The sequence below is a fragment of the Thioclava sp. NG1 genome (genome assembly GCF_003122275.1).
GTDB lineage: Bacteria > Pseudomonadota > Alphaproteobacteria > Rhodobacterales > Rhodobacteraceae > Thioclava > Thioclava nitratireducens.
The window spans coordinates 434390-446554 of sequence record NZ_QFBB01000003.1; the positions used below are offsets into that span (position 1 = coordinate 434390).

Consider the following 12165-nt stretch of genomic DNA (forward strand, 5'->3'; position numbering starts at 1 on the left):
ACTGGGAACCTGAGAGCATCAGACCGCCTCAGCGATCTGGTGCTCGGCTTCCCGCACGCGGAGCTCTCCAGACATCAGCTTGGGCAGCAGGGCGTCGCGGAGGGTGGCGAGGGTGCAGCTTTCGTTGATGACCTGGAGGATACGATGAAACATGGGGGAGACCTCACGTTCGAACGCTTGGCGGATGGCAACCGGAGGGGAGTTCACAGTGGCGGTCTGCAACGTCTTGGTCGTGATGGTGTCGAAGACGGAGCCGTGGGCAGACAATGCGATTTCGGGGATCGCATCCATGACGAGGCAGTTCGCGAAGAAGGGCTGGCCTCTCTTGGAATGCAACGCGTAGCAGGTCTGATTCATCGCGAAGTCATTGCCGAACATGCACGCCCGCCCGGTCGTCGCGCCACGAGCAACAACCACGGTCGCGAACCTTGGAATGATCTTCGTGCTGCTATTCTCAAGCCCCAGTCTTGTGATCGTGCGCTCGGTCTCAACGAGGAAAGCATCCCTACACTGACTGACATCCTTGGCACTGGCCCATGAAATGTCTCCATCCCAATACTCCTGAATAGACGTCTTGGGCGTGCCGCCGGAGATCAGGGTCACCAGATCGAGAAGGCTCGCTTTCGTCCACCCCGCCGGAAGTCCGTCCGGGCCAAAGCGGTCGGGGAAGAGCGCGGCGGTGGCGGCGTCCATGTGGACGGGGGCGCGGCCGGCGGCCTTGGCCTCGACCGGGTCGAAATCGACGAACCATGACCGATAGAGTGCCCGCGCCATTTCCTCCAGCGCCGCCGTCGTCTTGCGGTTCAGCTCGATCTTATCGTCCAGGGCGCCGAGGGTGGCGGCGACCTCATTTTGCTCCACTAAGGGCGGAAAGGAAACGTCCAAACCTTGAAGATCCGAACCGGTGATGCCAGCCACCCCAGCGCCCTGTGAGGTGATGCTATGGATGAGCTCTCTGCCGACAGGGCTTTCAAAGAAATAAAAGGCGAACAGTGGGTTGCATATTCTTTGATCCAAGCGGACGCGAATAAGGTGGCTGTCGAAGCAGACTGGTTCGTCGTCGTGAAGAAAAACCGAGCACTTTCCTGCGCCAGCTGCAACCATGGATTGGCGTGCAAACAGCAAATCGTAGCGCTCCAGTATGGAACGACTCTTTTCCTTCTCTGTCAGCGGAGCTCGATCCATCGGCACATTGCTAACCCTTCGGTGAGCGAAAAGCTCACCCATGTTCAGGAACTTAAAACCCTCACCCCGCACTTTCTTAGGTTTCGTGAGGCCATTTCTCGAAGCTTCAGCGTAGAGGTCCCCAAACTTCATCCCACCGCCCCCAGCCGCGCCTCGATTTCGGCCTCCAGCCGCCGTCCCTCAGCGAACTGTTCGCGCAGGGTCGCGGTCAGCCGCTCGAACTTGTTTTCAAAGGGCTCGTCGTCCTCCTCGATAGCACCGGCGCCAACATATCGGCCCGGGGTGAGCACGTAGTCGTGGCTTCGGATCTCTTCCAGCGTCGCGGCCCTGCAAAAGCCGGGCTCGTCAGCATAGGCGCCAGCCTCAGGCTCGCCCCGCCACGCATGATAGGCTTGGGCAATCTTCGCTATCTCGTCGTCCGAAAGCTGCTTCTGCTTGCGACTACCGGGGATCAGGGCACCCATCTTGCGAGCGTCAATGAACAGGATCTCGTCGCGCCGGTCGCGCAGGGTCGCATTCATCGCCACGCCGTTCGACTTGTCCTTGGCCAAGATCCAGAGGCAGGCCGGGATCTGGGTGCCGAAGAAGAGTTGCCCCGGCAGGGCCACCATGGCGTCTACAGCGTTGCCCTCGACCATCGCGCGGCGGATATCGCCCTCGCCGCCGCTCATCGACGACATGGAGCCGTTCGCCAGCACCACCCCGGCGACGCCGGAGGCAGAGAGGTGGCCGTAGATGTGCTGGAGCCAGGCGAAGTTCGCGTTGCCGACCGGCGGTGTGCCGAAGGCCCAGCGCCGATCCTCGCGGAGCAGGTCGCCGGACCAGTCGGAGATGTTGAAAGGGGGATTGGCGAGGATGTAGTCGAAGCGCTCGTCCGGGAAGGCGTCACGCAGGAGCGTGCCCTCCTGGTTCCATCGCAGCTCGGCAAAGATGCCGCGGATCGCGAGATTCATGCGGGCGAGGCTAAGCGTGGTGTGGTTGCGCTCTTGCCCGTAGATGGCGATGTCGGCCTTCTGACCGGAGTGGGCGTCGATGAACTTCTCGGATTGGACGAAGAAGCCGCCGGTGCCGCAGCAGGGATCGTAGACGCGCCCGCGGGTCGGCTCAATCATCTCGATCAGCGTGCCGACGACGGATTTCGGGGTGTAGAACTCGCCCCCCCCTCTTACCCTCGTTCGAGGCGAACTCGCCGATAAAGTATTCGTAGATGCGGCCGATCAGGTCAAAATCAGCGCCGGTGCCGTCGAGCTTGAGATTGGTAAAGAGGTCGATGAGGCCAGAGACGATCGACTTGTCGAGGCTTTCGCGGCCATAGACCTTCGGCAGCGCCCCCTTGAGGGAGGTGTTGTCCGCCTCGATCGCCCGCATCGCGTCATCGACTATGACACCGATCCGGGGATCCTTGGCGTGGCCAGCGAGGTAGGACCAGCGTGCCTTCTCGGGCACCCAGAATACGTTCTCGGCAATGTATTCCTCGGGGTCCTCGGCGTCAGCGTAGTCGTCGTTCGAGAGCTGCTCGTGCATTTTCTCGAAGGCGGCCGAGACGTATCGCAGGAACAGTAGGCCAAGGGCCACATGCTTGTATTCGCCTGGGTCCATCGCGCCACGCATCTTGTCGGCTGCCGCGAAGAGTGTCTTCTCAATGCTCACTTTGAAATCCCTGCTCTCGGTATCCCCCTCGTCACAAAGCCGACAAGGAAGACAACTTTTTGGAGAACGTGCCCTGAATCCCGGCGGGGATCAATCCATCGAGCAGGAGTTCTCGTATTTGGTGGACGCCCACGAGACACCGAGAAGAGGTGCTTTGAGGTCTCTGACACCACCCCATGCATGTAACCAGCGGGCTTGTTCAGCTCGTCAAAGACCTCCTCGTTGATCATGCCACACCTGCGATCGTCTCGTCGGCAGACAACGCGTCAACAATGCGGTTCACGTCATCCGTAACATCGTAGGATTTGAAGACAAAGCCGGGGCCACGCTTCCCGCTTCGGCTCTTCGTAAGCCCAATCTTACGGGCGGCGATGGAGCCGCGCTCCACGGGGAGAGCGTGGGCAGGGATGAAGTAGCGGGGATTGCCATACATGTCGCGGTCGATGCCAACAATCAGATTCAGGATTTCAGTTTTGTTCAAGGTTTTCATTTCGGTGCTTTTGAGTTTTCAGTGTGATTGAGATGCTGTCTTGGACAGGGACACCCGGTGATCATTTCGGCTCGTCCTCGACCTCCTCGTCCGCATCGAGAAGCGAGCGCAGGTAAATCACCTCGTGCCGATGGCGTTCGACCTCAGCCTGCGCCTTGGCAAGCTCGTCAGCATGATCGCGTTGCTGCAGTTCAAGCTGGCGCTGGTGTTCCTCGATGAGCGAGCGGCGCTGATCCCGCAGCAGCTTTTCGACCCCGACCTGAAGCCGCTCCACCGCGGTTTCAAGCGAACCTTGCAATGGGCGCGGCAGCGGCACCTCCACCACATTTTTAGCCGCCGACTCCCGCTTAGAGAGGTGCCTTTGCCACGCCTCCTCGACCCGCGACGGCCTGCCAACTCCACCCATCGTTTGATGGATCTGCCAGCCCGAAACGGGTGCGCCCAACTCTGCCTCGAGAGCCTTGCCAGCTTCGATGATTTCTTCTTCCGTAAAGATCGGCTTGCGCGCCATTTTCTTTCCTTTCCAGTCTTTGATGGTTTCGGGAAGTTGGGCCTGCCTCGGTGAGAACAAAACACGAAAATGCGAGAAAGCATCGGGCCTTCGAATGCGGAAAATCAAAGAGGAAAAGTCGTATTGTTTGGTCTGTTTGAAAGTTTGTTCGTCAGGTTTGTATGTCGGTTTGTTTTGTCATTTTGAAAGTCACCGGCACTGGCGGATCTGGCCTCGAAAGGGGGGGCGATGGCACCGCCGAAAATCGGCTTCTGCTTTGCCCCTCTCGCCTCATTTACGTGGCATGCAAAGCCTCACGTCTCGCGCCTACGCGCCCCGTCCCTCGATCGCCGACTTAACTCCCGAGAGCTATGTTGACCTGCTCCATCCGACCGGGCATCACGGTCGTCCGGCGCTACTGTGGTTCCAAGAAGAGATTCCGGGCAGCCTCTGTGCTTCGCCGTCCGCGCTTAACCTCGCGTTGCCGGGTCTACTCGACGGCCGCGCATACATATCCCTCAACCGTTTCCATAGACGGCGCGGCGCCAGACAACTCGCAGCGCTTAACGCGCTCTATGCGGATCTCGATTGGCACAAGACGGCGTGTTGGCGGGTGCACCAATCCGGCGAAGTCAAAGCCGCTATTCTTGACACCCTCGATATCGCAAACGTGCCGGAGCCCTCGGTATTGCTGAACAGTGGCCGTGGCACGGCAGTGATCTGGCTTATCGACGAGATGCCCCCGGCCGCCCTGCCGCGATGGCGAGCGGCAATAACGGCTCTGAACGAGGTCCTTGCAAACTTCGGAGCCGACCGCGCGAGCCGCGACCCGGCCCGGGTCTTTCGGTTGCCTGGAAGTCGTAACGAAAAGTCAGGCAAGCAGGTCCGGGTCGAGGGTGGTTCTGGCTTGCGCCACGATTTCGATACACTATCCGATGCGATCTTCCGCGCCAGCGGTCGCCCGACGCGAGCCAAACTGATGGTCGCGCGAGCGAAAGCCGCCAAGTCTACGCCTGAGACCCCAGCGGGCGCCAGCACACCGCGCGGCCTGTCACCAAGGGCACGCTTCCAACTAATCAGGGAGGATCTCGACAAGATCCGCATGTCACACGGCGGCACAATCCAGGAAGGCCGCCGCAACATTTGGCTCCACCTATACGCGACTGCCCTGACTCACGATCCAGATATCGAGGATATTGAACAGGAAATCTTCGAAGCGGCGCGGCGCGGAACTCCCAATCTGCCTGACAAGGAAGTCGCCGCCATCATTCGCGCCGCCGAAAAACAGGCAAGCGGCAGCACAAGCACCGGCGTGTTGGCAGACGGCAGATACCACTATTCAGGCGATCGGATCGCGGAGATGCTCGACATTTCCGGCGAGGAAGCCCGGAAGCTCGCCCTCCGCCAAGTCGTTCCCGCAAAGATCCGCAGGGAAAGACGAGCAGCCGCAGAGCGCGAGCGCCGCGCGCGGACGGGAGCGAAGTCGCGGACTAACTGGCTCGCCGTCAACAGCGCGTCGCGCACCAGGCCGTGGGAGGACCTCGGCATAGGTCGCAGCACCTATTACAAACGCCTGAAATCCGGCACCCTGCCAGAACCGCCCACATGCTGATGCTGGACAGGTCCGTGTCCACAACAAGGGGAACCACTGGGTTAGGACGACGTCTTGGGAGCTGTTCTACGGAGAAGTTCGCCCATGACGACTTCCTTGCCAACTCACCTCCAGACCCAGAAACCGGCAGCACTCTGACGCACCTCCGATCACTCAACACCAACCGGGCTACGGTCCTGCTGGATGAAAGAGTCGCGGTAGGTCAATCGCACCCGTCGCTCAATCTCTCGGGAACTCGCAGCTCCCAAGCACGACCGAACCGTGTTAAGCTTAGCTTATGAAAAGCTTTCGCGACAAAATGCTTGAGGTGCGCCCGGAGATCGCTGAGCGCGAGGCCGCATTTCGAGACAAAATCGCACTTGCGATGGAACTTCGTGCGCTGCGGGACACCGCCAATATGTCTCAGGAACAGATTGCGGCCCTTTCCGCGTTGCCGTTCAGAAATGTTCAGGCTTGCGAAGCGCTAGCCGGCGAGATGCCCACAGAAGGAGATGTCGCGGCGTATCGCGCCGCGGTTCATGCGCAAAAAGCAGGGGACTGAAACGCTTCGTGCATTTGGGTTGGGCATCGACAGGCACCCGCAAGACATCGCATATTTCCAAACGCTGCCAGTCGAGAGAACACGACGAGCGATGGCACTCCAAATCCAACCCACCAAGACGAGCGACACTCCGTGCGGACAGCTAACGCTGCCAAACTCGGGCGAAGTCCTCGGGCTACACGCCTTGGTTCGGAAGGCAGTTTCCGCAAGCTATTAGGCCTATCGAAACGACCGCGCGGTATTTACTTTCCGTGCCGCCTAATCCACAAACTCGGTCGCCCCGGAGCGGGGCGGTATCCTGAGATGCCAATCGAATCCGGTGCCGGTTGATCGTCTGTAAAATAGAGCATTCTTAGACGAAACGAACCCCGAAGAGCCCCCCGGATTCAAGTTCGTCAGTGAGCACCGTTGGATTGACAAACTTCCTCACGTCGAAACCCTCGCGGAACCCATCATCCGGCAATGCATCTGAGTTCATTGTCACAATATATTGGAAACCTTCCGCTTCAGCCTGATCCGCTCCGAGTTGCAGCGCTTTCGCGACTTGCCGTTCGTCAACACCATCGAACAGATGGCTGTCGTGAATCAGGAAGCCTGGCCCAAGGCCACGCCGCGTCGCAAGCGTCGCAAGCATCATGTCGAAGCAAAAGATCTGCATGCTGTTGATGCCCTTGCTCCGCTGGGAGTCGATTGTCACCTCGAAAGTCGGACCGTTAGGAGTAGCGGCAATCGTAAGACTTCCCGCCCGCTCATAGAGTGCGTTCGACAACTCTTCGAAGAGGACGATTGCCTCCTCGACCACCCCATTGCGTTCATGCAAATCGTTTTGCAGCGATTGACGGAGCCGCGCGCGCTCTATCTCCAGCTGAACCTTCGTGCTCTCGATCCGCTCGGCGATTTCAAGCTGCTGTCGTAGCGTCTCGACGTTTGCTTCCGCCCGGCCCACTTCCTCTTGCAGTCTGTTGTAATGCTCGAGCGCTCCTCCCGATCGCAGGATTTCCATCAACTGTCCGCGGCGCCGATCCAGGTCGGCGCGCTCGCGATCGCGTGCCACGATGCGACCCTCGGCAGCTTCGATTTCGCTCGACAGATGCGCCCGCCGGTTTCCGACTACGGCCTCGTGGAACCGAGCAACCTCTTCAAAGCGACGGCCGATGCTGTCGGGGAGCACAACGCCAATCTCCGCGTAGAGTCGCTCGACGTCGTCAGTCGCGGGCGGTCGCTCGTCGTCGAGAGACATTGCGAGTTGGTCGATCAGCTCCCGGTCAATGAGATTGTCGTTGTTGAGTGCGCTGATTGCGCGAGTAATCTCTGTCGCCTCGCGCTCCATATCCACGTATTGAGGAACGACGTTGAAGGCCTCGACTTGAGCTCGAAGCTGCCGAGCCTTTGTCTGCGCTACTGCGAGACGAGTTCGGAAATCGGCAGCATTGCCGTAAAACCGCCCGAGATCACCTTGCTTCGCGGCTCTGCGCAGTTCGGCCATTGCCTTTTCCTGCGCGCGCACCTCTTGGAACTCCTGGGCAATGCCGGCGTCGAGACCAAGAAGATAAGATATCGCTACTTGCTGGTCCCAGTTTTGCTGTTTTCCTGACTGTTGCGTAGGCTGCACGAAACCGCCGCTGTTCTGGCGCCGCACGAAGTAAGAAAACAGCGAGCGGAACGTCGGAACGAAACGTTTTCGCATCTCAGGGTCCACCGACAGACCAAAAATGAGAGCGCCGAGGTTCGTCCTCCAGTTGTCATTTGACAGGATGAGATCGCCGGTATCGTCATCGAGCAAGGGCGGAATCGGCCAGTGTTCCGTCGCACCCTGTATTTTGATGCGACTTGGCTTGGAGCCGGATCGAGCAGCAGAAATCACATCCCCCCCGAGGTCGACTTGCATCTCGAAAGACGCGTCTTTGAGCGCATCCGACCGAAAGATACTGTCGGTCCTGGCGTTACCCCCGAAGAGGAAATGGATCAGTTCGACGAAGCTCGTCTTGCCCGCCCCATTGCGGGACTGACGGTCGTTTGCGCCGCTGCTCTTCTCGGCCAGCAGCACATTCAGGCCAGGTCGGAACGCGAGCGTCTTGAAGCTCGCCAGATCGCTTTTGAGACTATGAATCATGCCACTGACTTCCTAAGCAGCCCGTCCTCGAACTCGACTGCTTTCAGTGTGAAAAGCAGATCAAGGGCCAGAACAAACCAGTCGTAGGTTATCGGCGCGGGCTCCGTAGCCTCACCCCTTTGTCGACGCAACTCATCCCAGACGCGCGACACAGTCATCGGTCGACGCAGCGCAGAAAGAATATCCGCACCGATCGTCAGCAGAGCCCGTTCGGGGCGGATGTGCTTTGTCGGCAGGATCATGTAGCCACTCCTGTCATTTAGGCGCCTCAGCCGAAGGGTGATCTTCGAAGATATCGCAACGCTCAAAAAAATAAGACATTACAGCCAACACTGCAGCCTGATGGGCTGGCGTCCCAGACATGCCCCCAGCGAAGGTCTGCAACTCCATAAAAATCGCCTCCGCGGATCGTTTTTCATCCTTCAGGGTCCGATAGCGGTCCCTGAACCCCTGCGCAATCTCCTCACCAAAGCCGGGATCGGGATACCGGCCGAAGAACGCCTCCACGAGAGGCTCACGACGCCGACCTTGGCGTAGCATACTGGCGGCATCTTCCGACAGATCGTTCGCCGTAATCTTGGAAGGCGAAGGTGCCTTGAGGGGGGGATCGTTGCCTGGGTCCATGCGCTGGATCGCTTTGACAACCGGACGGAGGGCCTCGTAGTCCAGAGCGGCCATTGTCTGTTGCGTAGGCACGGGGCCGAACAGGTCTTCCAGTTGCATCACCGTTAGCCCCATCACGACGCGAAGCAGCTCGGCATACGCCATCTGACTAAGATCGAGGCTCGGATTGACAGCGCGAAAATCCGCAAGGAGTTGCGTTGCCGGCGCTGGAAGGCCGTCATCTGAGTTGTGAACCAAGGACCAGCGCTCCATGAGCGGGCCCCAATGTTTAACGGCCCCTTCGAAATCACGCTTCATTTTAGCCAGCAACTCCTTGAGAGTTGGCGTGCTGGGGCCGTAGCACTGGAAAACCGTCTTATCGCTTGCGCGATAGCCGTCGCACTTGAGATCCCCGAACTTGCCATAGGGGCGCACCGGCTCAAAATCGCTTGGATGGGCGTGGGCCATGATCCGCGAAAACAGTTTCTCAAATGCAGCGCCCTTTTCCTCAAGGAACGCAATGCGAAAGTGCTGGCGGTAGAACAACCGTTGCAGTTCATCCATATTAATCGCCTGCGTCCACTAACGACTTGAGCCCAACGCGCGCAGCTTCGTGAGATGGCTCACCTTGGAAACCGCTGCCGTGTCGAAGAATGTGCGCCGCTGCGAGTTGACGGTCAACGATGCGTTCGTAGTCCGATGGTTGATCATGGCGGATCTGCATGGATGTGTGCTGCCTGACGTTTTTTCTATCTCAGATAGCATACTGGATCATTACTGACACTCGAATATCGCGCGCGCGTCCGAAAATGCCGCGCAACCGAGCTTCGAAGGCAGCACAGCGAACGCCCAGTTGCCGCCTTCCCGTCGAACGACTGCGTCGGCGCAGCATTGTCCGCGCACTTCGGCCAGCCAAGTGCAGTGCTGCGAATAAAAAGGCTCGAGTGCCGAACTCGAAAGAGCCTGTCTCAGATGTCTCTGACATCTGAGGCCTACGTAAGTATCGCTGATCTCCCTCACCATTGATCGCCAAAATTTGGATTTGATCGACGCTTTCCCTTTCTTCCCGGGAGAAAGGAAACCGCTGATGCCAACACCCTCCATCTCCTCGCCCCAACCTTCTGCCCTCCTCGGCCCGAAAGACCTGATCCGCCGCTGGCAGGGCGGCAGCCCGGCGACTCTTTGGCGCGCCGAACAGGACGGGCTGTTGATCCCGCGCCGCATTGGCCGTCGGAAGGGTTACGACTGGCAGGCCATTTGGGCCTTCGAAGGGGGGCAACCCCCGGACGAACTGGAGGAAGCCTATCGCCTCGACCTCCTGACCCCCGAGGAGGCGGCAGAACGCTGTCCGCTGAAGGCATCCACGCTCGTCACAAAAGCGAAGCGTGGCGTGTTGCCCTGCCGAACGGTCGGCCGTCGCACCCTGTTCGTCCCTGCGGAAGTCGACCGCTGGCTGGGAACGTGGACATGAGCGCGCACTCCGCCCTTGAACCGCCAAATCGCCGTCTGAACCCTGCTCGCACCCCTCTGAACGGAACGTCCCTGCAAGTTCATGGGCCAAACCTGCATGGCCGTCCCGTTCATCTTCTCGCGAATGAACGGTCCCGCTCAGCAGATGAAACCCCCAATGAAAGGATGAAACCATGACCCTCCAGGAAGTCTACCTCTCCCTGCCCAACCATTATTCCAAGCTGTCCGCTGAGAAATACGTTGGCGCCTTCAAGCGCGTTGAACGATTGACGGGCCGCAAGCTGCACCAGCTCCCGGCCAACGATGTCGCGTGGAGCGACATCGCCAGTCGCATCGTCTGGGCCGGCGAGTTCACGGCCGCTTCGCCGCGGGCGGCCGAGGCAGCGTTCCACGAGTGGACCAAGATGATCGGTCGCGCGATCCGGAAGGCGTCCGCGGACCAACAGCAGAAAGAGACCAACCCGGATGCCCGCCTCGCTTGGGATCTCATTGTCGGCTACGCGAAGAAGAACCAGAACCGGCCGGGTCCGGACGGCGCCAAGGTGCTGCCGGGAATGGCCGACGTGTCTCTGGCAACCCTGCGGTCACGGGTCGGCCATGTGGCGCCGGCACAGCTCGACACGGCAGCAGCGACCGAGGCTCTGGCGCAGATCCCGCCCGACAAGGCCTCCAGCTACCGCCGCGCCCTGCGTCTCTTCGACAAGATGGCAGCCGACCGACATCGTCACGCGGAGATCGCCGCCCTGCTGCCCGCGACGCCGATCAGTCCGCTTCCCGGCATGCGTGACGCCGCCCTCAAATGGGAAACCCTGTCTCCTTCGCTCGTCACCTCCTGCGACTCCGCGATCGAGCGTGCGATTCTGGGAGAGCGCGCCAAACGCGACCGCTTCGGCGGCAAACTCGGTGCGGACCCGATGCCGCGCCGGATCAAGGGCAGGCGCAAGGTCCGCAACCCGGACGCCGCCCGAAAAGCCCATCGCAACGCGCTGTCCTGGTTGATCCGGCACGCCTGGGAGGATCGCACTGAGGCCTGCCACATCGAACGCCTCGACGACCTGCTGACTGCCGAACACGTGCAGAACGCCGCCGACCGATTCCACCAGCGTGCCGCGCAAAACCGGTTCCTGAAGGCGACGGATGAGACATCCTCGCTGAACTCGATCCTCTCGAGGCTGGAGACTCTCGCCGGGCGAAACGGGATCGACGGCGAGGTGCTCGACACTATCGCGGAGCTACGCTTCTCGGATCTCGCGCACAGCGACTACGCGCGCGAGATGGCCGCCGACCGGGTGGCCTTCCTGAAGCTCCTCGACCGCGATCCGGCGATCGTCCGCGCCATCCTGACCGGCCCGCGGGTGCTGGCACGGGAGGCCCAACGTGGCCTGGACGACTGGCAGAACTTGGGCGCAAACGCACGAGCCGAGGCCCTGCACATGGCGATGGTCTCGACCGCGATGGCGCTGCAGCTGTCGCGGCCGTTGAGAACCCGCAACATCAACGAGCTAACTTGTGGCGGCGAGGCGGCGGAGCTCTTGCTGCCGCGCCGGGCCGGCACGCTCGCGACGATCGACATCCCGCGGGAAAAGGTGAAGAACAACCGGGAGATCGTGCATGACCTCCCGCGCCCGCAATGGCAGGTCATCTCGCTCTGGCTCGAAAAAGCACGCAATCTGTGGTGTGAGAATCATGGGATCGACCCCGATCTAAACCCCTACCTATTCCCCGGCCTCAAGGACAGCGCGCCGGTCTCGCGCGGCACGCTCAACAAGGTCTGGAACCGGGGTATGTCTCGGATCGGGGTGATCGGCCTCAAGCCCCACATGATGCGCCATGTGGGCGCCACGCTCTTCATCGCGCAGAACCCCGGTCAGCATGGCGTCGTGGCCGATTTGCTCTGTGACCGGATCCAGACCGCCGAAGCCTTCTACTCGCGCGGCCCCGGCAAAGAGGCCGCGCAACTCTTCGCCGAGGTGATCTCGCGCCTCGATCCCACCCTGAACCTGTTCTGAGG

12 protein-coding genes are annotated in these 12165 nt (G+C 60.3%); 4 read left to right on the forward strand and 8 right to left on the reverse strand.

The genetic code is table 11. The features are described 5' to 3' along the window. Nucleotides 1-18: 18 nt before the first annotated feature. The 5 genes from DEM26_RS07600 to DEM26_RS07615 all read right to left on the reverse strand — a co-directional run bounded on the left by DEM26_RS07600 (nucleotide 19) and on the right by DEM26_RS07615 (nucleotide 3836). A complete protein-coding gene (locus tag DEM26_RS07600; RefSeq protein WP_109172066.1) occupies nucleotides 19-1317 on the reverse strand; it encodes a restriction endonuclease subunit S in 1299 nt (432 codons plus the stop codon). Further along, nucleotides 1314-2297, reverse strand: coding sequence for an N-6 DNA methylase (locus tag DEM26_RS07605; protein ID WP_233243050.1), 984 nt, complete (start codon nucleotides 2295-2297; stop codon nucleotides 1314-1316). Before DEM26_RS07605 ends, DEM26_RS07600 begins: the two co-directional genes overlap by 4 nt. Continuing rightward, nucleotides 2290-2835 carry a type I restriction-modification system subunit M N-terminal domain-containing protein gene (locus DEM26_RS20655; protein WP_233243051.1) on the reverse strand — a complete coding sequence of 182 codons (546 nt, stop codon included), beginning with the start codon at nucleotides 2833-2835 and terminating at the stop codon, nucleotides 2290-2292. Before DEM26_RS20655 ends, DEM26_RS07605 begins: the two co-directional genes overlap by 8 nt. 226 nt (nucleotides 2836-3061) lie before the next feature. Continuing rightward, complete coding sequence (locus DEM26_RS07610) at nucleotides 3062-3325, reverse strand: hypothetical protein (RefSeq protein WP_109172067.1); 264 nt, start codon at nucleotides 3323-3325, stop codon at nucleotides 3062-3064. 61 nt (nucleotides 3326-3386) lie between these two features. After that, nucleotides 3387-3836, reverse strand: a complete 450-nt coding sequence (locus DEM26_RS07615; RefSeq protein ID WP_109172068.1) for a DNA-binding protein — start codon at nucleotides 3834-3836, stop codon at nucleotides 3387-3389. Between DEM26_RS07615 and DEM26_RS07620 the strand changes: the two genes are divergently transcribed. Together DEM26_RS07620 and DEM26_RS07625 are read left to right on the forward strand one after the other, a co-directional pair. Continuing rightward, a complete protein-coding gene (locus tag DEM26_RS07620) occupies nucleotides 3826-5427 on the forward strand; it encodes a hypothetical protein (RefSeq protein ID WP_146194440.1) in 1602 nt (533 codons plus the stop codon). The genes DEM26_RS07615 and DEM26_RS07620 overlap by 11 nt on opposite strands. Nucleotides 5428-5704: 277 nt before the next feature. After that, complete coding sequence (locus tag DEM26_RS07625; RefSeq protein ID WP_146194441.1) at nucleotides 5705-5968, forward strand: hypothetical protein; 264 nt, start codon at nucleotides 5705-5707, stop codon at nucleotides 5966-5968. Between the two features lie 352 nt (nucleotides 5969-6320). On the opposite strand, the gene DEM26_RS07630 is transcribed toward DEM26_RS07625, so the two are convergent. From DEM26_RS07630 to DEM26_RS07640, 3 genes are read right to left on the reverse strand one after another with little or no spacing between them, the layout of a single operon-like run. Continuing rightward, nucleotides 6321-8081 (reverse strand): ABC-three component system protein, encoded by a 1761-nt coding sequence (locus DEM26_RS07630; RefSeq protein ID WP_109172071.1) that lies wholly within the window; start codon nucleotides 8079-8081, stop codon nucleotides 6321-6323. Further along, nucleotides 8078-8323 carry an ABC-three component system middle component 6 gene (locus DEM26_RS07635; RefSeq protein ID WP_109172072.1) on the reverse strand — a complete coding sequence of 82 codons (246 nt, stop codon included), beginning with the start codon at nucleotides 8321-8323 and terminating at the stop codon, nucleotides 8078-8080. Before DEM26_RS07635 ends, DEM26_RS07630 begins: the two co-directional genes overlap by 4 nt. A 13-nt stretch (nucleotides 8324-8336) precedes the next feature. Next, nucleotides 8337-9248 carry an ABC-three component system protein gene (locus DEM26_RS07640; protein WP_109172073.1) on the reverse strand — a complete coding sequence of 304 codons (912 nt, stop codon included), beginning with the start codon at nucleotides 9246-9248 and terminating at the stop codon, nucleotides 8337-8339. A gap of 523 nt (nucleotides 9249-9771) precedes the next feature. Here DEM26_RS07640 and DEM26_RS07645 point away from each other — a divergent pair. Together DEM26_RS07645 and DEM26_RS07650 are read left to right on the forward strand one after the other, a co-directional pair. Continuing rightward, nucleotides 9772-10155: a helix-turn-helix domain-containing protein gene (locus tag DEM26_RS07645; protein WP_109172074.1), complete on the forward strand. Its 384-nt coding sequence runs from the start codon at nucleotides 9772-9774 to the stop codon at nucleotides 10153-10155. A gap of 172 nt (nucleotides 10156-10327) precedes the next feature. After that, nucleotides 10328-12163, forward strand: a complete 1836-nt coding sequence (locus DEM26_RS07650; RefSeq protein WP_109172075.1) for a site-specific integrase — start codon at nucleotides 10328-10330, stop codon at nucleotides 12161-12163. Nucleotides 12164-12165 lie beyond the last annotated feature (2 nt).